This is a genomic window from Proteus sp. CD3 (assembly GCF_008808075.1).
GTDB classification, from domain to species: Bacteria; Pseudomonadota; Gammaproteobacteria; order Enterobacterales; family Enterobacteriaceae; genus Proteus; species Proteus appendicitidis.
In genome coordinates, this window is sequence record NZ_CP019686.1 from 1,827,142 (window position 1) to 1,853,245 (window position 26,104).

Annotated in this window: 25 protein-coding genes; 10 read left to right on the top strand and 15 right to left on the bottom strand. The window is 39.1% G+C overall.

Annotated elements, in window-relative coordinates; translation table 11 throughout:
* Positions 1 to 267 precede the first annotated feature (267 nt).
* Positions 268 to 1,110: a MurR/RpiR family transcriptional regulator gene (locus BTA34_RS08330; protein ID WP_151435254.1), complete on the top strand. Its 843-nt coding sequence runs from the start codon at positions 268 to 270 to the stop codon at positions 1,108 to 1,110.
* A gap of 231 nt (positions 1,111 to 1,341) precedes the next feature.
* Positions 1,342 to 2,784, top strand: coding sequence for a pyruvate kinase (gene pyk, locus BTA34_RS08335; protein WP_109397575.1), 1,443 nt, complete (start codon positions 1,342 to 1,344; stop codon positions 2,782 to 2,784).
* A 79-nt stretch (positions 2,785 to 2,863) separates the two neighbouring features.
* Here pyk and lpxM read toward each other — a convergent pair whose 3' ends face one another.
* From lpxM to znuA, 3 genes are all read right to left on the bottom strand, one after another.
* Entirely contained in the window at positions 2,864 to 3,838 is a 975-nt protein-coding gene (gene lpxM / locus BTA34_RS08340) for a lauroyl-Kdo(2)-lipid IV(A) myristoyltransferase (RefSeq protein WP_151435255.1), read from the bottom strand.
* A 105-nt stretch (positions 3,839 to 3,943) separates the two neighbouring features.
* Positions 3,944 to 5,269 carry a murein DD-endopeptidase MepM gene (gene mepM / locus BTA34_RS08345; RefSeq protein WP_151435256.1) on the bottom strand — a complete coding sequence of 442 codons (1,326 nt, stop codon included), beginning with the start codon at positions 5,267 to 5,269 and terminating at the stop codon, positions 3,944 to 3,946.
* A gap of 12 nt (positions 5,270 to 5,281) precedes the next feature.
* Complete coding sequence (gene znuA, locus BTA34_RS08350; protein WP_151435257.1) at positions 5,282 to 6,226, bottom strand: zinc ABC transporter substrate-binding protein ZnuA; 945 nt, start codon at positions 6,224 to 6,226, stop codon at positions 5,282 to 5,284.
* A 74-nt stretch (positions 6,227 to 6,300) separates the two neighbouring features.
* Between znuA and znuC the strand changes: the two genes are divergently transcribed.
* A complete protein-coding gene (gene znuC, locus BTA34_RS08355) occupies positions 6,301 to 7,026 on the top strand; it encodes a zinc ABC transporter ATP-binding protein ZnuC (protein WP_151435258.1) in 726 nt (241 codons plus the stop codon).
* The gene (gene znuB / locus BTA34_RS08360; RefSeq protein WP_075671069.1) at positions 7,019 to 7,804 is read left to right on the top strand and encodes a zinc ABC transporter permease subunit ZnuB; all 786 of its coding nucleotides are present in this window, start codon (positions 7,019 to 7,021) and stop codon (positions 7,802 to 7,804) included. The genes znuC and znuB overlap by 8 nt, the downstream gene beginning before the upstream one ends.
* A 98-nt stretch (positions 7,805 to 7,902) precedes the next feature.
* On the opposite strand, the gene ruvB is transcribed toward znuB, so the two are convergent.
* The 6 genes from ruvB to aspS form a co-directional block, all read right to left on the bottom strand.
* The gene (ruvB, locus tag BTA34_RS08365; RefSeq protein ID WP_099075472.1) at positions 7,903 to 8,910 is read right to left on the bottom strand and encodes a Holliday junction branch migration DNA helicase RuvB; all 1,008 of its coding nucleotides are present in this window, start codon (positions 8,908 to 8,910) and stop codon (positions 7,903 to 7,905) included.
* A gap of 12 nt (positions 8,911 to 8,922) precedes the next feature.
* Positions 8,923 to 9,543, bottom strand: a complete 621-nt coding sequence (gene ruvA / locus BTA34_RS08370; protein WP_069369076.1) for a Holliday junction branch migration protein RuvA — start codon at positions 9,541 to 9,543, stop codon at positions 8,923 to 8,925.
* A 103-nt stretch (positions 9,544 to 9,646) separates the two neighbouring features.
* Positions 9,647 to 10,168: a crossover junction endodeoxyribonuclease RuvC gene (ruvC, locus tag BTA34_RS08375; protein WP_006536599.1), complete on the bottom strand. Its 522-nt coding sequence runs from the start codon at positions 10,166 to 10,168 to the stop codon at positions 9,647 to 9,649.
* Positions 10,169 to 10,292: 124 nt separating this feature from the next.
* Complete coding sequence (locus BTA34_RS08380) at positions 10,293 to 11,048, bottom strand: YebC/PmpR family DNA-binding transcriptional regulator (protein ID WP_098942656.1); 756 nt, start codon at positions 11,046 to 11,048, stop codon at positions 10,293 to 10,295.
* Between the two features lie 27 nt (positions 11,049 to 11,075).
* Complete coding sequence (gene nudB / locus BTA34_RS08385) at positions 11,076 to 11,510, bottom strand: dihydroneopterin triphosphate diphosphatase (RefSeq protein WP_265576308.1); 435 nt, start codon at positions 11,508 to 11,510, stop codon at positions 11,076 to 11,078.
* A 3-nt stretch (positions 11,511 to 11,513) separates the two neighbouring features.
* Positions 11,514 to 13,298 (bottom strand): aspartate--tRNA ligase, encoded by a 1,785-nt coding sequence (aspS, locus tag BTA34_RS08390; RefSeq protein WP_151435260.1) that lies wholly within the window; start codon positions 13,296 to 13,298, stop codon positions 11,514 to 11,516.
* Positions 13,299 to 13,564: 266 nt separating this feature from the next.
* Between aspS and BTA34_RS08395 the strand changes: the two genes are divergently transcribed.
* The 5 genes from BTA34_RS08395 (at position 13,565) to BTA34_RS08415 (ending at position 18,633) form a co-directional block, all read left to right on the top strand.
* The gene (locus tag BTA34_RS08395; protein ID WP_023582071.1) at positions 13,565 to 13,963 is read left to right on the top strand and encodes an MAPEG family protein; all 399 of its coding nucleotides are present in this window, start codon (positions 13,565 to 13,567) and stop codon (positions 13,961 to 13,963) included.
* A gap of 187 nt (positions 13,964 to 14,150) precedes the next feature.
* Entirely contained in the window at positions 14,151 to 14,903 is a 753-nt protein-coding gene (gene cmoA / locus BTA34_RS08400) for a carboxy-S-adenosyl-L-methionine synthase CmoA (RefSeq protein WP_151435261.1), read from the top strand.
* Positions 14,903 to 15,877, top strand: a complete 975-nt coding sequence (gene cmoB, locus BTA34_RS08405; RefSeq protein ID WP_151435262.1) for a tRNA 5-methoxyuridine(34)/uridine 5-oxyacetic acid(34) synthase CmoB — start codon at positions 14,903 to 14,905, stop codon at positions 15,875 to 15,877. The genes cmoA and cmoB overlap by 1 nt, the downstream gene beginning before the upstream one ends.
* Before the next feature lie 127 nt (positions 15,878 to 16,004).
* Positions 16,005 to 16,808 carry a hypothetical protein gene (locus BTA34_RS08410; protein ID WP_151435263.1) on the top strand — a complete coding sequence of 268 codons (804 nt, stop codon included), beginning with the start codon at positions 16,005 to 16,007 and terminating at the stop codon, positions 16,806 to 16,808.
* Positions 16,809 to 17,058: 250 nt separating this feature from the next.
* Complete coding sequence (locus BTA34_RS08415) at positions 17,059 to 18,633, top strand: ATP-binding cassette domain-containing protein (RefSeq protein ID WP_151435264.1); 1,575 nt, start codon at positions 17,059 to 17,061, stop codon at positions 18,631 to 18,633.
* Positions 18,634 to 18,683: 50 nt separating this feature from the next.
* Here the strand turns inward: BTA34_RS08415 and cutC are convergent, their stop codons facing one another.
* Together cutC and BTA34_RS08425 are read right to left on the bottom strand one after the other, a co-directional pair.
* Complete coding sequence (gene cutC, locus BTA34_RS08420; protein WP_151435265.1) at positions 18,684 to 19,436, bottom strand: copper homeostasis protein CutC; 753 nt, start codon at positions 19,434 to 19,436, stop codon at positions 18,684 to 18,686.
* A 154-nt stretch (positions 19,437 to 19,590) separates the two neighbouring features.
* Complete coding sequence (locus tag BTA34_RS08425; RefSeq protein ID WP_151435266.1) at positions 19,591 to 20,145, bottom strand: VOC family protein; 555 nt, start codon at positions 20,143 to 20,145, stop codon at positions 19,591 to 19,593.
* Positions 20,146 to 20,317: 172 nt separating this feature from the next.
* On the opposite strand from BTA34_RS08425, the gene argS reads away from it, so the two are divergent.
* On the top strand, positions 20,318 to 22,048 hold the full coding sequence (gene argS, locus BTA34_RS08430; RefSeq protein WP_151435267.1) for an arginine--tRNA ligase: 1,731 nt from the start codon (positions 20,318 to 20,320) through the stop codon (positions 22,046 to 22,048).
* A 145-nt stretch (positions 22,049 to 22,193) separates the two neighbouring features.
* Here argS and BTA34_RS08435 read toward each other — a convergent pair whose 3' ends face one another.
* The 4 genes from BTA34_RS08435 to rimJ all read right to left on the bottom strand — a co-directional run bounded on the left by BTA34_RS08435 (position 22,194) and on the right by rimJ (position 26,104).
* Positions 22,194 to 22,466: a hypothetical protein gene (locus BTA34_RS08435; protein ID WP_151435268.1), complete on the bottom strand. Its 273-nt coding sequence runs from the start codon at positions 22,464 to 22,466 to the stop codon at positions 22,194 to 22,196.
* 1,023 nt (positions 22,467 to 23,489) lie between these two features.
* Positions 23,490 to 25,025, bottom strand: a complete 1,536-nt coding sequence (murJ, locus tag BTA34_RS08440; protein WP_151435269.1) for a murein biosynthesis integral membrane protein MurJ — start codon at positions 25,023 to 25,025, stop codon at positions 23,490 to 23,492.
* 140 nt (positions 25,026 to 25,165) lie between these two features.
* A complete protein-coding gene (locus tag BTA34_RS08445) occupies positions 25,166 to 25,480 on the bottom strand; it encodes a hypothetical protein (RefSeq protein WP_151435270.1) in 315 nt (104 codons plus the stop codon).
* Positions 25,481 to 25,522: 42 nt separating this feature from the next.
* On the bottom strand, positions 25,523 to 26,104 hold the full coding sequence (rimJ, locus tag BTA34_RS08450) for a ribosomal protein S5-alanine N-acetyltransferase (protein ID WP_151435271.1): 582 nt from the start codon (positions 26,102 to 26,104) through the stop codon (positions 25,523 to 25,525).

Genomic DNA, 26,104 nt, shown 5'->3' on the forward strand with positions numbered 1-26,104 from the left:
ACTTGCACATTTTAGTCTCTAACTTACCACACATATTGTAATGCTTCATTTTATGCCTAGTGTTTTATCCTTTCTTGTAACTTTACAACAGTTTTGTTTCTTGTTTTCAGCTTTGAAAGTTAGACACACGTCATACTTTAACGAAAAAAGCCCTGTTTACCGATGGTTTGCACTGCAAGCCTTGTTCTTTGCGTAGTATATTTTCATAAAACCGTTATAGATTTCTCCTTTTATTGAAATTGGCAAAGCCAAGGATCTGTATATTTAATGAATATATTGGAAAGGGTTCAGTCTAATCTGGACATCTTGAGCAAATCAGAAAAAAAAGTCGCAGAGGCTGTTTTAACTGCGCCACAAACAGTTATCCATTCAAGTATTGCTTTAATGGCTAAAACGGCTGATGTTAGTGAGCCGACTGTTAATCGATTTTGCCGACGTATGGCAACAAAAGGATTTCCTGATTTCAAATTACAATTAGCACAAAGCATTGCCAATGGTACGCCTTATGTAAATCGTAATATTGATGATTCTGATACTGTCTCTTCTTATACCAATAAAATTTTTGAATCCGCAATGGCGGGACTTGAAGACGTTAAAAATAATATTGATATCGCGGCAATTAATCGCGCTGTTGATATTTTAACGCAAGCTAAAAAGATCTCTTTTTTTGGTTTAGGTGCATCAGCAGCCGTTGCCCACGATGCCATGAATAAGTTTTCTCGTTTTAATATTCCTGTCACTTATTTTGATGACGTTGTTATGCAACGTATGAGTTGCATAAATAGTACTGATGGCGATGTGGTTGTTATTATTTCGCATACAGGGCGCACTAAAAATTTAGTTGAAATTGCCAAAATCGCACGCGAAAACGATGCCGCCGTTATTGCCATTACAACGCCAGGCTCTCTTTTGGCCTCTGAAGCGACCCTTCCCATCTTGCTTGATGTGCCTGAAGATACTGATATTTACATGCCAATGATCTCCCGCCTTGCACAACTCACTATTATTGATGTTCTCGCAACAGGATTTATTTTACGCCGAGGGCCAAAATTCAGAGATAACTTGAAGCGCGTCAAAGAAGCTTTACGTGATTCACGGTTTGATAAGTAACCATTTTTAATTATTCTGTTAGTATTGTCACACTTACAATTGTGCCCCTGACTAGATAACTTTTTGAAAAATGGTAGCATATCTGCGAGCTAACTCTCGCATATAATGAAAACAGTAGTGTATGTTACAATTAGCTTGAAGCGTTTCACTTAACATATTGGATAAAACACAACCTGATTTCTGTTTTATCCAATTGCCAACACCTTTCTTTCAAGGTCAACGGAGTAATACATGTCCAGACGGCTCAGAAGAACAAAAATTGTTACCACCTTAGGCCCAGCAACAGATCGTGATAATAACTTAGAAAAAATTATTATTGCTGGTGCAAATGTTGTTCGATTAAATTTCTCTCATGGTTCTGCGGAAGATCATCTTGCTCGCGCTAATCGCACGCGTGAAATCGCAGCAAGATTAGGTCGCCATGTTGCTATTCTCGGGGATTTACAAGGCCCTAAAATCCGTGTATCTACCTTTAAAGACGGAAAAGTTTTCCTGAATGTCGGTGATAAATTCTTACTTGATGCAGCGCTCGAAAAAGGCGAAGGCAATCAAAATCAAGTGGGTATTGATTATAAAGGCTTACCTGCTGATGTGGTTCCGGGCGATATTTTACTACTTGATGATGGTCGAGTTCAGTTAAAAGTCCTCAAAGTAGATGGTTTAAAAGTCTTTACTGAAGTGACTGTCGGCGGTCCTTTATCTAACAATAAAGGTATTAATAAGCTCGGTGGCGGTCTCTCTGCTGATGCATTAACCGAAAAAGATAAGCAAGATATTATTACGGCTGCAAAAATCGGTGTTGATTACCTTGCCGTTTCATTCCCAAGAACGGGCGAAGATCTTAACCTTGCTCGCCGTTTAGCCCGTGATGCTGGCTGTGAATGCCAAATTGTTTCAAAAGTAGAACGCGCTGAAGCGGTTGCTAATGATGAAATTATTGATGAAATCATTCTCGCTTCAGATGTAGTGATGGTTGCTCGTGGTGATTTAGGCGTTGAAATTGGTGATCCTGAACTGGTTGGCGTACAGAAAAAATTAATTCGTCGTGCTCGTCAGCTTAATCGTGTCGTTATCACTGCCACTCAAATGATGGAGTCAATGATAACAAATCCAATGCCAACGCGTGCCGAAGTAATGGACGTTGCTAACGCGGTATTAGATGGTACTGATGCCGTTATGCTTTCAGCAGAAACTGCGGCAGGACAATATCCAGCAGAAACCGTCGCTTCCATGGCACAGGTCTGCTTAGGCGCTGAAAAAATGCCAGCCGCCAATGTTTCTAAGCACCGTTTAGATATGGTGTTTGATTCGGTAGAAGAAGCCATTGCGATGTCTACAATGTATGCCGCTAACCATATGAAAGGCGTTAATGCGATTATTGCGATGACTGAATCAGGTCGCACTGCGCGCATGATGTCTCGTATCAGTACAGGCTTACCTATTTTCTCAATGTCTCGTCATGAGAAAACATTAAATCAGACCGCACTTTATCGTGGCGTAACCCCAGTTTATTGCAGTACTCACACTGATGGTATTGCCGCTGCTAATGAAGCCATTGGTCGTTTACGTGATAAAGGTTTCTTAGTTTCTGGTGATTTAGTGTTAGTTACTCAAGGCGACCAAATGGGCACAATCGGTAGCACCAATACATGCCGAATTCTAACTGTTGAATAATACTGAGCCATAAATATTCAAAACAAAACGGGCGCTGAATTTAGCGCCCGTTTTTTATTTAGTTATTTTCGTGTAAAAACTAGTCCAAGATATTTTCACGAGCGTAAGGCTCTATTTCGCCCTCTTTACGTGTCTTCAGTAATTTTAAGATCCACGTATATTGCTCTGGCGTTGGTGTCACTAATGCTTCTAACTCTTCATTCATTCTGCGTGCAATGTAGGCATCATCTTTATCTTCAATATCATCCATTGGCTCTCGAACAATAATACTGAGCTGATGTGTTTTATGACAATACACTGGGAACAACGGTACGATAGCCGCTCGGCATACTTTCATTAACCGCCCAATCGCAGGTAATGTCGCTTTATAGGTACCGAAAAAATCCACAAATTGGCTATGCTCTGCACCATGATCTTGATCTGGCAAATAATAGCCCCAGTAACCTTGTCGCACAGAAGAAATAAAAGGCTTAATACCCGCTTCGCGTGAATGTAATCGACCATCAAAATGGTGACGTGCTTTATTCCATAAATAATCAGCAACAGGATCTTTTTGGTGGTGAAACATCGCTGCCATCTTCTGACCTGTTGATGCTAACAGCATTGCTGGGATATCAACGGCCCAGCCATGAGGTACCATAAAAATAACATTACGACCTTGCGCTTTAAAACGCTCAATAATTTCCAATCCCTGCCAAGATGTACGTTTTAATATACGCTCAGGACCTCTTAAGCAAAGCTCTGCTAACATCACAAAAGATTGAGGCGCAGTTTCAAACATACTGTCGAGTACATTTTCACGTTGTGTTTTATTCCATGTAGGAAAACAGTATCTCAAGTTGATATCTGCACGACGTCTTGCGCTTTTCGCTTTACGTCCAACAAAACGACCAATAGAAGCAAGAAATGGATCACGCCATTTTACGGGCATGTAAGCTAATGCGCTTAATACACCGGCACCTAACCATGTTCCCCAATGACGAGGATGCAAATATGCACGGTGAAAAGTGGGTACATAACCCGCTTTGCTATCTGTATCTTTTTCTTTATTCATCAGATAACTCTCTGAACTGATACCCCAAATAGGCGTAAAAAACATTAAAACAAAAACGGATGATATCAATCATCCGCTTTTATGTCTTTAAAATCGTGTTTATTGTCAATCGGCTAGCACTAACTGAGGTTTAATCTCTTTTACTTTAGCAAGATATTCTTGTTTATCTTTACCCGTTAAACCATCAGCACGAGGCAATGTTGCCGTTAGTGGATTGACTGCTTGTTGGTTGATCCACAGCTCATAGTGTAAATGAGGCCCCGTAGAACGTCCTGTATTCCCTGATAACGCGATTCTATCTCCACGCTTAACGCGTTGTCCCGGTTTTACAAGTAACTGACGTAAGTGCATATAACGTGTTGTGTATTGGCTACCATGGCGAATAGCAATAAAGTTACCTGCTGCACCACTGTATTTAGCGACAATAACTTCACCATCCCCTGTTGCTAATACAGGAGTCCCTACTGGCATAGCAAAATCGACACCTTTATGAGCAGCTAAACGACCTGTAACAGGGTTAATACGACGAGGGTTAAATTGAGAGGAAACTCTAAACTGCTTCACCGTTGGGAATCGCATAAATCCACGTTCTAATCCACCAGCTTGACTATCATAAAAACGACCATCTTCAGCAAGGAAAGCATAGTAGTCTTTACCCGCGCTGCGTAAACGCACGCCAATGAGTTCACTTTGCTCTGTACGACCATCAAGCACTTCACGAGAAAAGAGCGCTGCAAATTGATCGCCACTTTGTAGTTTTTTAAAGTCTACTTGCCATTGCAATGCTTTGGTCACTGCGCGCGCTTCTGAATTAGTTAAACCTGCATTCGTTGCGCTAACAGAGAAGCTGCCACGAATAACGCCTGTGGTAACACTGTTTTTCCACTCACCTTTTTGAAACTCTTTTGTCTCGTTAAAGCCCGTTTCTGTACGAGTATAAACACGGGTTTCACGGCGAGAAACGCCCCAACTTAACTCTTTTAGCAATCCATTATCATCAAGCTCCCAGCTAATAGGCTGCCCAATTTTAAGGTTTCTAAGATCTTTATTTTGATTAGAGATAGTTGCGATATCAGCAGAATCAATACCAAACTGAGTCAGTATTGAACTTAATGAATCACCACTAGAGACAATATAGGTATGAGGGACTTGTGCAACGGCAGTGCTTGTATCGGAGTCATCATCTGTACCGACTAAGCCTTCATCAGTCAGTTGATCACTACTGTCAGTGATAATGTCATCAGTATTTTCATCTTGGTTGGCAAGAGGCATCTGAATGCTGACAGGAACTTCACGGCCTTGCTCATTTTGAAGAACCACTGGTCGCCAAATTGCGACGACCAGTGTTGCTGCAGTTAACGAACCAAGCATGATCTTATGTGGGAGCGGTAAACTTAAATATACCTGTGCAATGGATTTCTTCTGCTGCACGTTCTTAATTCCTTATTGTGTTTCATTCAGGCAGCTCGCATATTGGTTAGCTAGTTGGGTAAGGAATTTTGTATAGCTCTCTTGAGTTAGAGCAATCCCACTTCCTAGGGGGTCTAATACACCCATTTTAACCCCAGTGCCTTTCGCCACTGTTTCTATTACTGTCGGCCTAAATTGTGGCTCAGCAAAAATGCAAGTTGCTTTTTGCTCAACCAACTGTGTTCGTATTTGATGTAATTTCTGCGCACCCGGCTGTATTTCAGGGTTGATCGTAAAATGACCTAACGGCTTTAAATTATAATGTTTTTCGAAGTAGCCATAAGCATCATGAAAGACAAAATAACCCTTATTTCTCACAGGCGACAGAATATTAACAAGATTCTTATCAGTTTGCTTGAGTTGTTCGCTGAATTTACCTAGGTTTACGTCCAGAAGTTCTTTTTTATCTGGATAGAGTGTAATTAACCTTTCGTGGATCTGTTTTGCAGACGACAACGCAATTTCTGGTGATAACCAGATGTGCATATTATAATCACCATGAGAATGATGTTCGTGATTTTCCTCATGTTTATGCACATTGTCATCATCATCTTTCAATAAAAGCGACTTTATTTCGTCAGTTTCCGCTAAAGCCAACTTATGATTGTCAGTAAGTCTGTTTAATGGCTTATCTAAAAACACTTCCATATCAGGTCCTACCCATACCATCAGGTCTGCGGAGGTGATTTTTTTCAAATCAGAGGGTTTTAATGCATAATCGTGTGGAGATGCCCCATCTGGTAATAAAACCTGTGTTGGCGTGACTCCATCAGCGATAGCGGCAGCAATAAATCCTAATGGTCTAATGGAAACGACGACATCAGCCTGCACTGAAGCACTGAATGAGCTTATCATCGCTGTCGCTAAAAATGATTTCAATAAAAAACGATGCGCAAATTTGTTGTTTTTATGTAACATAGGAAGAATTCTCGTGAATCATCATTGGAAATGTTATATTATAACGTTTCAATGATTCTGCAAGTGCTAATTTTATGTCTGACTTGATTTGTTTAAAATCGGTTTGTGTTTCTTTTGGTGAAAGAGAAATTTTAAAAGATATCTCTTTTGATCTAAAAGCAGGCCGTATTCTTACTTTACTTGGCCCTAATGGCGCAGGTAAATCTACGGTTATCCGTTTAGTTCTTGGTTTATTAAATCCAACCTCAGGAAAAGTTGAGCGTCAAAATGCGCTAAGAGTAGGCTATGTGCCACAAAAACTTTATCTCGATCCCACCATGCCACTCACCGTTAAACGGTTTATGACATTAAAACCGGGGGTTCATGATAAAGATATTCTCCCTGCTTTAGAACGCGTTAATGCGGCTAAATTAATCAATCAGCCTATGCAGAAACTTTCTGGCGGTGAGTCTCAACGTGTGTTGTTAGCAAGAGCGTTGCTTAATCAACCTCAACTTTTAGTTTTAGATGAACCCACACAAGGTGTTGATGTGAATGGTCAATTAGCACTTTATGATTTAATTAATCAGCTTCGTCATGAATTAGGTTGTGCCATCTTGATGGTTTCTCATGATCTTCATCTTGTAATGGCGAAAACAGACGAAGTCCTCTGTTTAAATGGTCATATTTGCTGTTCGGGTACACCTGACGTGGTGTCTTCTCACCCTGAGTTTATTGCCATGTTTGGAAGCCGCGGTGCTGAGCAACTGGGTATTTATCGTCATCATCACCAGCATAGTAAGGAGTGTCGTCATGATTGAGTTGCTGTTACCGGGTTGGATTGCCGGTATGCTCTTAGCAATGGCGGCGGGTCCTTTAGGCTCTTTTGTCGTTTGGCGTCGTATGTCTTATTTTGGTGATACTTTAGCTCACGCCTCACTACTTGGTGTTGCTTTTGGTTTGCTATTTAACATCGAGCCTTTTTATGCTGTTATTGCAGTCACGCTTCTTCTTGCTATTTTATTGGTCTGGTTAGAGTTAAAACCTCAACTTTCTGTTGATACTCTTTTAGGGATCATGGCACACAGTGCGCTTTCTTTAGGGCTTGTGGTTGTTAGTTTAATGTCGAATGTACGTGTTGATTTAATGGCTTATCTGTTTGGTGATTTGCTGTCTGTAAACTATCAAGACGTTATCAGCATTTTTATTGGTGTTGTGATTGTTTTATTTGTGATTATTCGCTCATGGCGTCCACTACTTTCCATGACAATTAATCAAGATATGGCATTTGTTGATGGTGTGAATATTCAGCGAGAACGCTTAAAGCTAATGATGATCACCGCATTAACCATTGGTTTAGCTATGAAGTTTGTCGGTGCGCTGATCATTACCTCGTTACTGATCATCCCTGCAGCAACAGCACGTCGTTTTGCTCGTTCTCCAGAGCAAATGGCTCTGATTGCAATCGCGGTTGGTATGTTGGCAATTACTGGTGGTTTAACCTTCTCTGCTTTCTATGACACGCCTGCTGGTCCTTCAGTGGTTTTAGCGGCGAGTTGCCTCTTTATTTTAAGTTTATTTGCCCCGACTAAACAGTAATTGAAATATAAATAAGATTTCATGCAAAAAATAACCCTCACTATTAATTTCTAGTGAGGGTTATTTTTATGATCCATTATCGGGTTATTGTAAGGAAACTAATCTTCCATAATTCGATTAAAATGACGATAGGCATGATTAGTGGCAACACGGCCCCGTGGTGTACGCTGAATAAAACCTTGCTGAATTAAATAAGGCTCTAATACATCTTCTATGGTTTCACGCTCTTCACCAATAGCTGCCGCAAGGTTATCTAATCCGACAGGGCCACCCATAAATTTATCAATGATGGCAAAAAGAAGTTTGCGATCTAAATAATCAAAACCTGCTGCATCCACATTCAACATATCAAGCGCTTTAGATGCAATCTCTTCATCAATGGCACCATTGCCTTTTACTTGGGCAAAGTCTCTCACACGGCGCAATAATCGGTTAGTAATACGCGGTGTACCTCGTGAACGCATCGCAATTTGACGAGCGCCTTCATCTGTCATCTCTAATCCCATAAAACTGGCACTACGAGAAACAATATGTTGAAGATCGTCAACATTATAAAACTCAAGACGTTGAACAATACCAAAACGGTCGCGCAATGGCGATGTTAAAGAGCCAGCTCTTGTGGTTGCACCCACTAAGGTAAATGGAGGGAGGTCAATTTTAATTGAACGAGCCGCAGGTCCTTCACCAATCATAATATCAAGTTGATAATCTTCCATTGCCGGATAAAGGATTTCTTCAACAACAGGTGAAAGACGATGAATTTCATCAATAAATAATACGTCATGAGGCTCTAGGTTAGTTAGCATAGCGGCTAAATCACCGGCTTTTTCAAGTACAGGGCCTGATGTGGTACGTAAATTAACCCCCATTTCATTAGCAATGATATTTGCTAATGTGGTTTTACCTAATCCGGGAGGTCCAAAGATAAGCAGATGATCGAGCGCATCATGACGCAATTTAGCCGCCTGAATAAAAATCTCCATTTGTTCTCGAACTTGCGGTTGCCCAACATATTCGGCAAGAGATTTAGGACGGATCGCCCTATCAATAATTTCTTCTTCAGGTTGTTGAATTTCTGCTGAAATCAGGCGATCTGCTTCAATCACAATGTGTTACTCCTAAATAGCCGCGCGCAACGCTTCTTTGATAAGTGTCTCGCTATCTGTACCCAGTTTTGCCACTTTGCTGATCATTTTTGCAGCTTCTTGTGGTTTATAGCCTAATGCGATTAATGCCGCAGAGGCTTCGGCTTCAATATCTGCCGCTTTTGGTGCTTTAGGTGAAGTACTTTCTGGTAACTCGATATCATTATTTTCGAATAAATCACCATTAAGACCTTTAAAGCGATCTTTCATTTCAACCACTAAACGCTCCGCCGTTTTCTTACCTACACCCGGTAATTTCACTAGTGAAGTGATAGATTCATTTTCAATCGCGGTGACAAATTGGCGAGCAGACATGCCAGATAGAATGGCTAATGCAAGTTTAGGTCCCACACCATTCACTTTAATTAATTCACGAAAAAGTGCGCGCTCTTGTTTTTGGTTAAAACCATAAAGTAATTGCGCATCTTCACGTACGATAAATTGCGTGTAGATAATGGCTTCTTGACCAATATCAGGCAATTCATAAAAACAGGTCATTGGCATATTGATTTCATAACCCACACCATTACCTGCCTCGATCAGCACCACTGGTGGCTGTTTTTCAAGAATAATTCCTCTGATACGACCTATCACCCTAACGCCTCCGCAAATATAATTACGTCAAGTTTATAACATAAAAAAAGCTGGACGTATATCCAGCCTGTAAAAAACCAAACACATTTACCAAGATAACAACTTATCTTAACCTGCCTCGTGTTAACACTAATCGAGGATCGCCCACACGTAATAAATTTTGGTTAAAATGACAATGCGTGATAGCAATCGCCAAGGCATCAGCAGCATCTGATTGTGGTGCCGCAGATAATTTTAGTATTGAGCGCACCATATGTTGTACTTGGCTTTTTTCAGCAGCGCCCGTGCCCACAACGGTCTGTTTAACTTGGCGAGCTGCATATTCAAAAACAGGTAAATCATTGTTTACTGCGGCGAGTATCGCAACACCTCGCGCTTGCCCCAGTTTTAATGCAGAGTCAGCATTTTTAGCCATAAACACTTGTTCAACGGCAAACACATCCGGCGAAAATTGAGTAATAATTTCGCTAACACCAGCATAAATACGCTTAAGTCGATTGGGGAGATCGGGAACTTGTGTACGAATACAACCGCTTCCCAAATAGATAAGCTGACGCCCTTGCTGTCGAATTACACCATAGCCTGTAACACGCGAGCCGGGGTCTATACCTAGAATGATAGCCATATCAATTCCTGTTGCCGATATGGTCGATGGCGAGAGAAAAGAGCAAAAAAATCTGCTCTGCTCTTCTCTTCGCACTTTTAATAACAGTATTAAACACCGTTATTTTCGATAATCGTTAGAACGATTACAGGATATCTTCCAGTTGTTTTGCAACTTCATCAGAGATATCACCGTTGTGATAGACTTCTTGCACGTCATCACTGTCTTCTAACATATCGATAAGACGCATTAATTTTGGTGCAGTTTCAATATCTAATTCTGCTTTAGTTGATGGGATCATTGAAACTTCTGCTGATTCAGCAACAAAACCTGCTGCATCCATTGCATCTTTTACTTCACCAAAAGATTCTGGTGTGGTGTAAACATCAATAGCACCATCATCAAAAGTTTCAACGTCGTCAGCACCAGCTTCTAACGCAGCTTCCATAATGGCATCTTCGTCAACACCCGGTGCGTAGGAAATGACACCTTTTTTGGTAAACAGATAAGATACAGAACCATCTGTTCCTAAATTACCACCTGTTTTGGTAAATGCATGGCGAACATCGGAAACAGTACGGTTACGATTATCACTTAAGCATTCAACCATCACCGCAGTACCCGCAGGACCATAGCCTTCATAAATGATGGTTTCCATATTATCGTTTTCATCATTACCCACACCTCGTGCAATTGCACGATTTAAAGTGTCACGAGTCATGTTGTTCGATAATGCTTTATCAACTGCCGCACGTAAACGTGGGTTAGTTGCAGGATCACCACCACCTAAACGTGCTGCTGTAACTAATTCACGGATGATTTTAGTGAAAATTTTACCGCGTTTCGCATCTTGCGCTGCTTTACGGTGTTTTGTATTGGCCCATTTACTATGACCTGCCATGAAATATCTCCAAACGTGGTCTAATCATTAAATAACAAATTCTTCAATCGCTTGCTGATTACTGGCGGATTTTGTTAATTTTACCGCCAGTTTCGCGTCTAACCATTGGTATTGCGAATGCTCAGTTAGCACAAGATCTCGCTCTGCGGGTAGTGCTAACGTAAACCAATGTTCCTGACAATGAGTAACATCTGGTGCATAACGATGCCGAAAATGTGCAAAAATTTCAAAAAGAATTGAGCGATGACAATCCACCAGCTTCAGATTTTCTTTTATGATATCAATTCCAACTTCTTCTTGCACTTCACGCAACGCCGTTTGAAAAGGCGTCTCACCCTCTTCTAAACTGCCTGTCACAGATTGCCAGAAATCAGGATCATCTCGACGCTTTAGCATAAGCACCCGTTTGGTCTCTTTTGCATAAATAACAACTAAAACGGATACCGGGCGCTTATATTTCATCATTTACTCTTTATCTTCGCTAACTTCTTTTTGAGTTACTGCAATTGCTAACTCTTTTAAAGAATCTTCATTAGCAAAGCTTGGTGCATTAGTCATTAAACACGCAGCAGCTGTTGTTTTAGGGAAAGCAATAACATCACGGATGTTATCAGTACCTGTTAACAACATAACTAAACGGTCTAAACCAAATGCTAAACCTGCATGTGGTGGAGTACCAAATTTAAGTGCATCTAATAAGAAACCAAATTTCTCTTGTTGCTCATTCGGTGTAATACCTAAAATGCTAAATACTGCTTGTTGCATTTCATTACGGTGAATACGCACCGAGCCACCGCCCACTTCATAACCATTAATAACCATATCATAAGCATTTGCCACAGCACCGACTGGATGTGCAGTCAATTCAGCTGGTGATAAGTCTTTTGGTGAAGTAAATGGATGGTGCATCGCACTTAAGCTACCGGTTTCTTCATCTTCTTCAAACATTGGGAAGTCGATGACCCACAATGGTTTCCATGCATTTAAATCAGTCAGTTCAAGATCACGACCTACTTTTAGACGCAGAGCGCCCATCGCATCACTCATTGTGCCTTTACGACCCGCACCAAAGAAGATTAAATCGCCATCTGTTGCGCCTGTTGTTTCCAAAATAGCGTTAACAACATCGTTAGTCAGGAACTTAGCGATAGGGCTTTGTACACCTTCAATGCCTTTCGCGCTTTCGTTGACTTTCATCCACGCAAGACCTTTAGCACCGTAAATACCAACAAACTGTGTATATTCATCAATATTTTTACGGGTTAATGCTGCACCACCCGGTACACTCAATGCGATAACACGACATTTTTCATCGTTAGCAGCTTGTGCAAATACGCTAAACTCAACATCTTTGACTAAATCAGCGATGTCTTTAAGTTCCATTGGGTTACGTAAATCTGGTTTGTCTGAACCATAACGACGCATTGCTTCAGCAAAAGTCATTACTGGGAACGCACCTAAATCAACATTAAGAATATCTAACCATAATGCATGGATCATACGCTCCATCACTTCGCGCACTTGGTCTGCACTCATGAAAGAGGTTTCAACATCGATCTGGGTAAATTCAGGCTGACGGTCAGCACGTAAGTCTTCATCGCGGAAGCATTTTACGATTTGATAGTAACGATCAAAACCAGACATCATTAACAGCTGTTTAAAAAGCTGTGGTGATTGAGGTAATGCGTAGAATTTACCTTTATGTACACGACTTGGTACTAAATAGTCACGCGCACCTTCTGGTGTCGCTTTGGTCAGCATAGGGGTTTCAACATCAAGGAAACCTTCACCATCCATAAAACGGCGAACAAAGCTTGTGATTTTAGCACGGGTTTTTAAGCGATCTGACATTTCAGGGCGACGCAGGTCTAAATAACGATATGTTAAACGACGCTCTTCAGTATTTGTTTGATTGCTATCTAACGGTAATGGCTCTGAACGGTTAAATATAGACAGAGATTCTGCCGCTAACTCAATTTCACCTGTTGCCATATTTTTATTAACTTGGCTATCAGGACGAGCGCGTACTGTTCCTGTGACTTGAATACAAAATTCATTACGCAGTTCTGAAGCCTGAGAAAATGCCTCTTTCTGCTCTGGGTCAAAGAAGACTTGAACAATACCTTCGCGATCTCGCATATCAATAAAGATAAGTCCACCTAAGTCACGGCGACGGTTAACCCAACCACAAAGAGTCACTTTTTGGCCCACATGGGCGCTATTCAACTGCCCACAATAATTAGTACGCATACAATATCCTTTTACTCAGCTTGTTGTGCTTTCTGCTGCGGAAATTTTGGCAATAGTCTTTTTCGAGTAGTGTCAAAAAAAAGGCAGACATTATAACGAAAATTCTTCCTGGAGATAAGAGTATAGACCTAGTTTATATGATACATCTTTTCAAGGATTTGCTAATCCCCAAACAATTAATTAATAATAATTATTTATAGCGACAGAAGTCGCTTTGAGGTTTATCATTAAATTCGCCGTTTTTTGGCTTTGGCAATGGAGAAAAGATGGTTAGCTCGCTTTACATCGTACTGGGCGCACTATTATTGATTAAATTGTCCCTCAATGTCGTAAAACTCAGAACACAATATCGGGTTGCTTATGGCGATGGTGGCTTTTATGAATTACAAACAGCCATCCGTGTTCATGGCAATGCGGTAGAATATATTCCAATTTCCATGATCTTATTACTGGTCATGGAAATGAATGGTGCTTTTGTTTGGATGGTACACATCTGTGGCTCAATTTTAATCGCTGGTCGCTTTTTACACTCTTATGGATTAAAACACCGTGAACTTCGCTGGCGTCGTTCAGGCATGGCAGCCACTTACTTATCAATGGTATTGATGATCATTGCTAATATTTATTTCCTTCCTTGGATACAAATCTTTTCCTTTTATTACTAAGTCCTCGCGGGAATAACATGATCATCCATGATCAAAACCGACATCCTTGCTGTTGTGTCTAATAACGGCAAGGTATCAGAAAGGTTTATTTATTTTTTCCAATTTCTTTCTAAATAATGCAACTTTGTGAGCACCGTCGCTTCTGGTAGAATGCTTGCTTCTTTTATTCCTTAAACCTATTTTAGTTATGTCGAATTCAAAATCATCACAACAAGACAGCTTATTTGCGACACCTATTGCTAACCTTGGTGACTGGCGCTTTGATGAAAAAGTCGCTGAAGTGTTTCCTGATATGATAAAACGCTCAGTACCAGGTTACTCTAATATCATCTCCATGATTGGTATGCTTGCAGGTCGCTTCGTTACACCCAATAGCCAAGTCTATGATTTAGGCTGTTCTTTAGGTGCAGCAACCCTTTCCATGCGTCGTAATATTGATGCTACTGGCTGCAAAATTATTGGTGTTGATAACTCACCCGCCATGGTAGAACGCTGTCAGCGCCATATTGATGCTTATAAAGCAGATACACCTGTTGATATTATTGAAGGTGATATTCTTGATATTGAAATCAACAACGCTTCAATGGTTGTGCTCAATTTCACCTTACAATTTTTAGAACCTCATGATCGACAAACATTATTAAATCGAATTTACCAAGGTCTTAATCCGGGTGGTGTGCTCGTACTTTCTGAAAAATTCAGTTTTGAAGATAAAGAAATTGGCGAGTTACTGTTTAATATGCACCATGATTTCAAACGTGCTAACGGTTACAGCGAATTAGAAATTAGCCAAAAACGTAGCATGTTAGAAAATGTTATGTTGACCGATTCTGTTGAAACGCATAAAACTCGCTTACATAATGCAGGTTTCCCACATGCGGAAGTTTGGTTCCAATGTTTTAATTTCGGCTCTCTTTTAGCGATTAAAGGCAATAATTAATGATTAATTTTGGCTCTTTTTATCAACTTATTGCGCAAGATGAGCGCTTATTTCATTGGTTAGATACATTACCGGCTCAATTGTCAGAATGGCGTTCAAATGCGTTACACGGTCACTTTTCTTCTTGGGAAAGAATGCTCGATGGTTTGCCCGAAATTACGCCTACTGAGATTGATTTGAAAAATGGTGTGATTGCTCAGCACACTCCAGCATTAAGCGCAGGCGAACAACTGGGATTAAGCAACGTTTTAAAAAATTTAATGCCGTGGCGTAAAGGTCCCTTTTCACTTTATGGCGTCAATATCGATACAGAATGGCGCTCTGATTGGAAATGGGATCGTGTTTTACCTCATCTTTCACCGCTTGAAGGTCGTTTAGTATTAGATGTGGGTTGTGGTAGTGGCTATCACATGTGGCGAATGTTAGGTGAAGGCGCAGAATTTGTTGTAGGGATCGACCCTACTCAACTTTTCTTATGCCAATTTGAAGCCGTCAGAAAATTATTAGGTAATGACCAACGCGCACATTTAATTCCTGTTGGTATTGAGCAAATGCCTGAATTAAATGCCTTCGATACCGTATTCTCAATGGGCGTCCTTTACCATCGCCGTTCACCACTTGATCATTTATGGCAATTAAAAAACCAATTAGTTTCTGGTGGCGAATTAGTGTTAGAAAGCCTGGTTGTTGAAGGTGATGAATTTCAATGCCTGATCCCTGGTGAACGTTATGCACAAATGCGTAACGTGTACTTTATTCCATCGGCAAAAATGCTAAAGGTTTGGCTAGAAAAATGTGGTTTTAAAGATGTGCGTATTGTTGATGAAAACGTCACTTCTTTAGAAGAACAACGTAAAACAGATTGGATGGTCACGGATTCTTTAGATGCATTTTTAGATGCTGATGATAAAACAAAAACTGTTGAAGGTTATCCTGCGCCTAAACGTGCGATATTAATTGCAACCAAGCCTTAATTTTTTATTGAGTTCTAAAGGGATATCAAGTTATTTAATATCCCTTTCTTTCATAATATTCATCTTGGTTTTTATTAAAGACACCCTGTATGCCCCCTTATTTGCAGATAAACAATTAAAGAAATTTATGGCAAAAACACCAAAGAGCAAAGTTGCTACTCAAAAAGAAATAACACAAAAAAAACAACACGCTCTTTTGCAAAAGAAAAAGAATAAGCGTCTGCAATATGATGATCCTATTTTTTCATCCTTTGTAGAAACCACATCAGCAAAATACCTCCCACTAACGCCATTACAACGAGGGGTACAACTCTTTTTTTCATTATTTGACTATGCCACACAACTTTTATATATCGCTTTTATTATTACCGTTTGGTGGTTTCCTGAACATTTCTCAGTTCAAACAATTTATAATCTCACCGTTTTATTTTTATTTGAGTTTATTCTCGTGCATTCAGGTGTTTTTATGGCTGCATTTGCTCGTACTAAACTTGTTTTTGCTCTTATTCCCTTTTATGGAATATTTGCACTGATTATCAATAGTATGATTATGGGTGATGAAAACTTGATCCTTTGGCTCTATGCTGTGATTGTTGCTAATCGAATTATCAATGGTTACCAAGTAAAAACTAAAGAAGAAATGGGGAAGAATTTATTTTATTCTGCGCTATTAGTTTTAAATTTTATGCTCTGCCTTTTTTCTGTCATGATTTTTAAGTTCTTAGTTCCTTATGGTGGATTAACACCTCAATATTTAAATAAAATTGACTATCTTTATTTAATTCCACAGCATAGCGATTATTTTAATGTTCCACATGTTGGTATGGCTTACGGCACATTATTCTATGGTATTCCTTTAGTTTTTATTACGATAAATAGCGTCTCCTCTATTTATCCGCGTGTAATACAAAAACTAAAACAAGCAAAATAAATACAGAACAATAATTCTAAAATAGAACACTTGTTGTTCATCTTTATTCATGTTTAAATACGCGCGTTATCACTCCAATTATTTCTCTTTCTAAGAAGGCACTTCCCTACGATGAACTAAATTCTGCCAGAAAATTTCTCAAATACCTTTTCGGTATTCATTTTCTGTTACTGGCAGACAATAATTTATTTCGTCGCATCTAAAAAAGATCTCGGCTGTCTGCCACCTATTTCGCTTAGGAGGTCTTACTATGACAATAGCCTGTCACTTCTCACAACTTAATATCGAATTTAATCAAGAAGCTCTTTTTCCGCCATTAACTCGCTCACTGGCTTGCCAGCAAAATGCATTAATTGGCCACAACGGTAAAGGGAAATCCGTACTATTAAGATTATTAGCACAAAAAATATTACCAACTTCAGGTCAAGTTAACTGGAATATGCCTTTTGTTCACGTTGATCAATTAACGCGATTACAAGGCGATACACTTGCTCAAGCGTTAGATATTCATGAAATTTATCAAGCATTCCAACGTGTTGATGACGGTATTGCCACCTTAGAAGATATTGAGTTACTTGATGGCAAATGGCAACTTCCTGTCATGTGGCAGAATTTATTAGATTCGGCGCAACTTCCCGTCGCATTAGATACCCCTATTGCGCATCTAAGTGGCGGAGAACAAACACGTTTGGCTCTTTGTCGCGCTTTTTTATGCGAAGAGAGTTTTCTGCTGTTAGATGAGCCAGATAACCATCTTGATTATCAAGGGCGACAATGGCTAATAAAACAATTAGCTCAGCACAAAGCTGGCTCTCTTATTGTTAGTCACAATCGAAACTTGCTCTCGTATGCTGATACTATTCTTGAATTAAGTGAGAAAGGCTTATCTGAATATGGCGGAAATTATACGTTATATGAAGCACAAAAAAGTGCGGAAATAACATCATTGGAAGCCGCAAGTGATCGACTAAACAGCCAAATTAAAAATGAGAAACGCCAGCAACAAGCAACATTACAAAAAGCGGCACAACGGAAACGGCAAGGCGAATCAATTAGGCAAAGTGGCTCTCAGTGCCTACTTTTACTGGATATGCAAAAAAACAGAGCAGAACAACGCCAATCTGCCGTAGCAAAACGGCATCAGCGCGTAATCGATGATATGCAATCTCAAAAACAAGGTGTCGATGAAGAAAAAGCACACGTTCATCAGCAGAAAATGGTATTGAATTATCAAAGTGACGGGCGTCGTTTAAATGTATTTGTTAATAATCTTCAACTTCCTTATGGTTACCAACACCCTATTTCATTTTCAGCTTATGGCAATGAACATTGGCATATTAAAGGTAAAAATGGCTGTGGAAAATCAACATTATTAAAATGTTTAATTGAACAATTTGCGCCCCTTTCTGGTGAATTTCGTCTTAACAAAGACTATTGCTATCTCGATCAACATATTGCTTTACTTGATAAAACATTGCCGGTTGCACAGGCACTACACCAATATCAATCTGCGATTTCTGTCGAGCAATGGCGAACACGTCTTGGAATGTTGAGAATTAGAGGTGATAAATCTTTACTACCACTTGAAAAACTCAGTGGCGGCGAACAATTAAAAGCAACGTTATTAGCTTTAACACATAGCCCAAAACCACCTGCCGTATTATTACTTGATGAGCCAGATAATCACCTTGATATCGAATCTAAACAACTATTGGAAAATCTACTTGTTGAATATCAAGGTACATTATTACTGGTTTCGCATGATGACGCTTTTGTTGAACGCTGCGGTATTACACATACGCTGTTATTAGACACAATGATATAAAAAAACTGCGCCATAAAAGGCGCAGTTCTAAACGATTTAATCTGTTTCAATCAAGATGCTAATGGCGCATGAATACTCATAATATCTTTCATTGCTTCAACAGTATCTTCATCCACGCAATAATGCGTAAATTCATCAATCTCACTGTCAGAGCTCATCGTTACACCCGCTTTGCGATAAATCATGGTTGAAGGTGCCACTTTTCCTGCTGAACTGTGTATTTCTTTTAATCCTGCATCTAGGAATTTTTGGATATTACTCAGTCTTACACCTGCGCCAGCCATAATGATAGGGCCTTGTGTTTTTTCATTTAACGTTCGTAATAATGGCAAACCTAATTCTGCATTCGCCTGCTGCCCTGAGGTTAAAATACGAGAAACACCTAGCTGAGTCAGTTGTTCTAGCGCTAATAATGGATTAATGCACATATCAAAAGCACGATGAAAAGTAATAGCTAAGGGACCTGCAAGCTCCATTAGAATTTCCATTTTAGGCAAATCAATATGCCCTTCTTCATTTAAAAGACCAACAACGGCCCCTGAAAATCCCATATCACGGATCAAACTAATATCATTTTTCATTGCTGAAAAATCAGCTTGTGTATAACAAAAATCGCCACCACGCGGACGAACGATAGGATGAACGGGAATACGAACCAGATCTCTGACTTGTCGTAGCATTCCAAAACTTGGCGTAATACCGCCTTCTGCCGGACTTGTACACAGCTCTATTCTGTCTGCACCAGCTCGTTCTGCTACCAACGCGCATTCAGCGCCAAAACAACAAATCTCCAATGTAGTCATATCATCCCTCTCCATCCTTAATATAGAAAGTAATCAGAAAATAAATATCATTTCTCAGCGATTACTAACAATAGTTGTCGAATCTTGTAATTCATTCAATTCTGCTATCAGAATTTTGTGCTGACACAAGCAAACTATTTTCTGAAAGTGTCGTTCAACACTCACTTTCAACGATTTCAAGTAACGAATAAGGATGATACTTCACAGTGACTTTTCCATTAGAAATAGCCACCGTTGGATTAGGTAAACGCTCTTTCTCACCTTTAGGTTCGCTGATTTTTAAGCTAACACTCTCTGGTAACGTTTCGGGTAAAAAAGACATCACTTTATTCACGAGAAAAGCGGGTTCGACGGAGATCACTTGCTCAATATGCTCCCAACCTTGGTATTCATATTTTTTATTCGTAGGAAAAGGCAATTCAACAATAAAAACAGATTGATTCAGAATAGTTAACGGTGTTTCTAATTGAAATAGATATATTGGGCGTCCATTAATCACATTATCAGAAATACACTTTCCACACTGGCTTAATCCTGTTCGCCACTGCTCCGCTAATGCCAAATCGTGACAACGTAACGACACATGATCAGTGCGATAGACGGATAAATCTATGCCCAAACTATCAGCAAATGACGTCATATTTTCTTCAAACAAAGAAAGCTCGTGAGTTAAATCATTTAATTGAGAAATTGAAGAAAATAACACCATTTTGAATAACCTTAATGAAAAAACAGAGAAAAAACCTTAAAGATAAGCCCGAGATGGTAGCATGTTCTAGCCGGAATATGTTATAAATTCAAGGTTAATCCTAATTCTTTATAAGAAACCTGTCAGACTTTTGTCGTCAGGTTTTATTTTCTCAATAATTTAAGGTAACCCGGTGAATATTCAGGCTTTTCTTTCAGAAAAAATCAGTGTGGCAATGTGTGCTGCTGGCGCACCCGCTGATAGCGAACCTCTTGTCCGTCAGTCAGCCAAAGTACAATTTGGTGACTATCAGGCAAATGGTGTCATGGGAGCTGCAAAAAAAATGGGGATCCCACCCCGACAACTCGCAGAAAAGATCCTAGAAAAGCTCGATATTACGGATGTTGCAGATAAAGTTGAAATCGCAGGTCCGGGTTTTATCAATATCTTTTTATCTCCACAATGGGTTGCAAAACAAGCTGAAGATGCATTAGCAGATGAACATCTAAATGTAACTCCTGTTGAACCTCAAACTATTGTTATCGACTATTCATCTCCGAACGTTGCAAAACAGATGCACGTAGGTCACTTACGCTCAACCATTATTGGTGATGCAAGTGCGCGTACTTTATCTTTCTTAGGTCATAATGTTGTTCGTGCTAATCACCTTGGTGATTGGGGTACGCAATTTGGTATGTTAATTGCGTATTTAGAGAAAAAACAGAATGAAAATGCCGCTGATATGGCGTTATCTGATCTCGAAGAGTTCTATCGTGAAGCGAAAAAACACTATGATGAAGATGAAGTATTCGCAGAACGCGCCCGTAATTACGTTGTAAAATTACAAAGTGGTGATGAATACTGCCGTACAATGTGGCGTAAATTAGTTAATATCACCATGCAACAAAACCAAGTGACTTATCAACGTCTTAACGTCACATTAACCGAAGATGACATTATGGGTGAAAGTCTTTATAACCCAATGTTGGCTGGTATTGTTGCCGATTTAAAAGCAAAAGGTCTTGCAGTAGAAAGTGATGGTGCAACAGTTGTTTTCCTTGATGAATATAAAAACAAGGAAGGCGAACCTATGGGTGTTATCGTTCAGAAAAAAGACGGTGGCTACCTATATACAACGACAGATATTGCTTGTGCAAAATACCGTCACGAAACATTACATGCTGATCGTGTACTTTATTATATCGACTCTCGTCAGCACCAGCATTTAATGCAAGCTTGGACGATTGTTCGTAAAGCAGGCTACATCCCTGATTCAATGTCACTTGAACACCATATGTTCGGTATGATGTTAGGTAAAGATGGTCGTCCGTTTAAAACTCGTTCTGGCGGCACCATTCGTTTAACCGACTTACTGGATGAAGCTCAAGAAAGAGCGCGTACATTAATTGCTGAAAAAAATCCAGATATGGATAAAGACGAATTAAATAACGTTGCTCGCGTTGTGGGTATTGGAGCTGTTAAATACGCTGATTTATCTAAAAACCGTACAACAGATTACATCTTTGATTGGGATCTAATGTTAAGTTTCGAAGGTAACACTGCGCCTTATATGCAATATGCTTATACTCGCGTTGCTTCCATCTTCAAACGTGCAGAAATTGATGAAAATGCGTTAACGCAACCTATCACACTAACCCAATCTCATGAAAGACAACTTGCATTACGTTTAGTCCAATTTGATGAGACAATTATGCAAGTTTCTCGTGAAGGAACGCCTCACGTTATGTGTGCTTACCTTTACGATCTGGCGCAAGCTTTCTCCGGCTTTTATGAAAACTGCCCTATCTTATCTGCTGAAGATGAAAACACTCGCCAAAGCCGTCTAAAACTGGCTCGTTTAACCGCGAGAACCTTAAAACAAGGTTTAGATACTTTAGGTATTGAAACAGTAGATAGAATGTAATTCATTTCTATTTTCAAATAGCAGTGACAAAAAAAACCGATGGTATAAACCATCGGTTTTTTATTATGCGTTAAATTTTAATTCAAGATAGCTAAAAAAAAACTTCAAACAATGACTCAATTAAATTTCCAATGCTACTTAATCATTAATCTTCATTAGCAGTTATAACATCCTGACACAATAGTCCTCTAATATCTTTTGCCTCAATCCAACCATCGACACTGTCTATTGGCTTACTAGGGCTGTATAAGCGGTCATTAACGTCTTTCGCTGTGAAAGCAAGCTTCTCATTAGTTTTATCGAATACGCCAACACAGTTAACTGGGGTAAGTTTTGAGGTATTAATTTTTCCGTCGGCAGTACAACCTGCAAGAAATAACGTAGCTAATGATACAGAAATGATAATTGCTTTTTTCATAGTAGCTCCTTGACACTCTTATTTTTATTTTTACCAAAAATCACGAAGTGATTATTAAGTAGTCTTTAAACTAGAAATATCTAATGATTTATAACTGCTTTGAGTATAACGAATAAATAGAGAAATATTTGAGTTATTGAGCTATTAATGAAAAAAATAAGAAATATTGAGAAGGAATAGAAAAGAGAGGGAAAACAGAAAACAACGGCGGATAAATGAAAATAACAATTAGTGTACCATACTGAATTCTCAGTAATCTAATTATCTATTAATAATAGATTTAGCGTTAATTTCACTATTCACGCGACTTATTGTTTACTGCTTATCCCCAGCAATCGTGTTACCTATTTGAAGCGCAGACAAAATAGATATGATCACTTTCAGTAGTACTGAACGATAACAAGCAAATAACTTTACAGTCACGGTTAATCTACCTGAATACAGAAATAATAATATGTCTTAAATCAAAAAAATCAAATGTTTTAAAATATACTGCAATATTTTGAAATATTTGCAATATCTCATCATTAAGTAAGAAATATTTAACAGATGTGTCAATTTTTAAACCTATCCAACACAAGAGAGTTTATCTAAAAAAAGATAATTCGTCAAACCGTAAGTACTTAGAATATAGTGTCTATTTTTTTACTTTATGTAGAATCCCACTACGGGTAAACAAATTGTCTAAAGATATTCGATATGATTAATGTTTAGATAAATTTATTAATATCCATTACAAAACACTTTCCGATGCCGAAAAACTGTATAAATCATTTAGAAAATGGAAAAAAAATTTAATAAAAAAAATAGTGAGAAAAAATATTTTTGCTGTTTTCTCACTTTTTTCTCTTTCTAAGAATATACAGATCTGCGTAACTAAATACTAAAAGTGTGATCTATGTAGCATTATAAATAGTCTAAAAATAGAGGAAGGTTCTAAATGAAGAGAATTACATTGATAAAAGCATTGTGAATTTTGCAACTCCTCGCTTTTATACAAAAACGAGGAGTTCGTGTTATCAGTTATAAAGCACGTAGTGAGAAATGACGAGGTCTAAACCCTAGCGCATACAGCGCAACAAAATAACTTCCTGCTCCGGCTACGACAACTAACAACAAGCGTAAGATACGCATTAACATATTGCCGCTATCCCAACTTGGCATGATCCACAACATTCCAGCTAATACAGCGCCCATTACAGCAAGCGCAATAACAAGTTTTAATAAGAATACAGGCCAGCCAGCTAAAGGCTTATAGATATTTTTCTTGCGGATCTGCCAAAACAACATCGAGGCATTAAAACACGCCGCAATACCGATTGAGAGCGCAAGACCTACATGTTTTAAACTACCAATAAATGCAAGGTTCATTAATTGTGTGAGAATTAATGTCGCAATAGCAATTTTTACGGGCGTTTTAATATCCTGACGAGAATAAAAACCCGGTGCTAAGATTTTTATGATAATCAGCCCCATTAACCCAACACAGTAAGCGATTAGCGCTTGTTGCGTCATCAGTGCATCATGAGCATTAAAATTACCATACTGGAACAAAGACGCAGTTAAAGGTCCAGATAATACCGCTAAACCAATAGTACAAGGCAGTGCTAATAAAAAGCACAGTCTTAATCCCCAATCCATTAATTTTCTATATTCTTCAGTATTGCCACTGGCAAAACTCTTCGATAAGGAAGGAAGTAAAATTGTACCTAATGCAACGCCTAATACCCCTGTCGGTAATTCCATCAAACGGTCGGCATAATACATCCAAGAAACTGAACCAGAAACTAAGAAGGAAGCAAAAATAGTGTTGATAATTAACGATATTTGGCTAACCGAAACCCCTAAAATTGCAGGTCCCATCAGTTTCATCACACGCCAAACACCGCTATTTTTAAATGAAATACGCGGCAAAACCAGCATACCGATTTTTTTCAAATGCGGTAATTGATAACCAAGTTGTAATATTCCCCCAGCAACAACCGCCCACGCTAATGCCATAATAGGAGGATTACAATAAGGTGCGACCACTAAAGCGAAAAAGATCATGCTGACATTGAGCAGCGTTGGTGCAAAAGCGGGTACTGAAAAGCGATTCCAAGTATTTAAAATAGAGCCTGTCAATGAAGCCAGTGAAATAAGAAAAATATAAGGAAAGGTGATCCGTAATAGATCAGTTGTTAATTGGAATTTATCAGGTGAACTACTAAAACCTGGCGCTGTAACATAAATCACCCAAGGCGCAGCTATAATGCCAATCACGGTGACCACGGCTAAAATAAGCGTCAGCATACCCGAAACGTAAGCAATAAAAGTACGCGTTGCTTCCTCACCTTGCTGATTTTTATATTCTGCCAAGATCGGAACAAATGCTTGAGAAAATGCCCCTTCTGCAAAAATACGCCGCAATAAGTTTGGCAATTTAAAAGCAACAAAAAAGGCATCTGTTGCCATACCTGCACCAAAAATACGCGCAATAATTGCATCGCGAATAAATCCTAGTACCCGTGAAAATAAGGTCATAGAACTCACTGCAGCAAGTGATTTAAGTAAATTCATAAAGTTATTCTAATTTTTGTTGAATGGAATAAAAAGAAAGGGACTATACTCCGTCTCTAACATCGAAAAATCAATCTTCAATTAGTTAAGAATATGCTGACTCTGCTTATCTTCGACTAACCAAAGCGATTAAAAAATAGCTACTTATGGCTTGTAAGCATTTTTCTCAACATCGCTTCCAACATAACGTGATCCTCACTCTCATTAAATTTAGGATCGATAATACTTCTTCCCATAGAACCCTCTGCGATAACTAGCAACCATGTTGCAATTTTCTCTGGCTCCAGTGCTGAATCTATCTGCCCTTTTTTAATACCGTTTTTCAGCATCGCAATCAAACGCTGTTTGTTGTTTCTTTCATTTTCAATAAAAATCTCGTGAATGCTCGCATTACGCGATGCTTCAGCAAAAATTTCAATACTAATTAAATTGAATGCTTTTAATATTGATAGCACTAATCCTAACCAATGTCGGCAATTAGAGGCTGTTTGGAATTGTTAACGTTTAAAATATGTTCGCGTTGTTAATGCAGTTAATACGTGATCTCGCCACTCTTGATTAATTTGTAGATAGTTTTTGGCGTAGCCTTCCCGTTCAAAACCATGTTTAGCTAATAGGTTTCCACTGCGTAAATTATGAGGCATATAATTTGCCATAATACGATGCATTCCTTGTTGTCGTTGCATATAGCGAAGTGTTTCCGTTAAAGCTTCCGACATATAGCCCTGACCTTGCCATTTTTCACCAACGGAATATCCCAAGAAGCAGGCGTTAAAAGCGCCACGCATAACATTGCTGTAATTAGCAACACCAATAATTTCATCTTCATTTTGTGTTAATAGCAGAAAATGAAAAGCACTTTCTTGTCGATGTAGTTCGTTCATATATTGTAAACGGTGATCCCAACCGGAGGGCAAATAATGTGTTTTATCTCTTACGGGTTCCCATGGAATTAAAAAGCGACGATTTAATGTATAATAATCAGCCAATCTTTCAGCATCTCTCTCATATGCTAAACGAATTACCATTCTTTGTGTTTCAAAACGAATTTTAGGAATTCCGCCACGATAACCAAACAT

Bases quoted from the DNA above. Each gene is read 5' to 3' on its own strand.
- BTA34_RS08330 (WP_151435254.1), top strand. From the start codon at position 268: ATGAATATATTGGAAAGGGTTCAGTCTAATCTGGACATCTTGAGCAAA.
- pyk (WP_109397575.1), top strand. From the start codon at position 1,342: ATGTCCAGACGGCTCAGAAGAACAAAAATTGTTACCACCTTAGGCCCA.
- lpxM (WP_151435255.1), bottom strand. From the start codon at position 3,838: ATGAATAAAGAAAAAGATACAGATAGCAAAGCGGGTTATGTACCCACT.
- znuA (WP_151435257.1), bottom strand. From the start codon at position 6,226: ATGTTACATAAAAACAACAAATTTGCGCATCGTTTTTTATTGAAATCA.
- znuC (WP_151435258.1), top strand. From the start codon at position 6,301: ATGTCTGACTTGATTTGTTTAAAATCGGTTTGTGTTTCTTTTGGTGAA.
- znuB (WP_075671069.1), top strand. From the start codon at position 7,019: ATGATTGAGTTGCTGTTACCGGGTTGGATTGCCGGTATGCTCTTAGCA.
- ruvC (WP_006536599.1), bottom strand. From the start codon at position 10,168: ATGGCTATCATTCTAGGTATAGACCCCGGCTCGCGTGTTACAGGCTAT.
- BTA34_RS08380 (WP_098942656.1), bottom strand. From the start codon at position 11,048: ATGGCAGGTCATAGTAAATGGGCCAATACAAAACACCGTAAAGCAGCG.
- nudB (WP_265576308.1), bottom strand. From the start codon at position 11,510: ATGAAATATAAGCGCCCGGTATCCGTTTTAGTTGTTATTTATGCAAAA.
- aspS (WP_151435260.1), bottom strand. From the start codon at position 13,298: ATGCGTACTAATTATTGTGGGCAGTTGAATAGCGCCCATGTGGGCCAA.
- BTA34_RS08395 (WP_023582071.1), top strand. From the start codon at position 13,565: ATGGTTAGCTCGCTTTACATCGTACTGGGCGCACTATTATTGATTAAA.
- cmoA (WP_151435261.1), top strand. From the start codon at position 14,151: ATGTCGAATTCAAAATCATCACAACAAGACAGCTTATTTGCGACACCT.
- cmoB (WP_151435262.1), top strand. From the start codon at position 14,903: ATGATTAATTTTGGCTCTTTTTATCAACTTATTGCGCAAGATGAGCGC.
- BTA34_RS08410 (WP_151435263.1), top strand. From the start codon at position 16,005: ATGGCAAAAACACCAAAGAGCAAAGTTGCTACTCAAAAAGAAATAACA.
- BTA34_RS08415 (WP_151435264.1), top strand. From the start codon at position 17,059: ATGACAATAGCCTGTCACTTCTCACAACTTAATATCGAATTTAATCAA.
- cutC (WP_151435265.1), bottom strand. From the start codon at position 19,436: ATGACTACATTGGAGATTTGTTGTTTTGGCGCTGAATGCGCGTTGGTA.
- BTA34_RS08425 (WP_151435266.1), bottom strand. From the start codon at position 20,145: ATGGTGTTATTTTCTTCAATTTCTCAATTAAATGATTTAACTCACGAG.
- BTA34_RS08435 (WP_151435268.1), bottom strand. From the start codon at position 22,466: ATGAAAAAAGCAATTATCATTTCTGTATCATTAGCTACGTTATTTCTT.
- murJ (WP_151435269.1), bottom strand. From the start codon at position 25,025: ATGAATTTACTTAAATCACTTGCTGCAGTGAGTTCTATGACCTTATTT.
- rimJ (WP_151435271.1), bottom strand. From the start codon at position 26,104: ATGTTTGGTTATCGTGGCGGAATTCCTAAAATTCGTTTTGAAACACAA.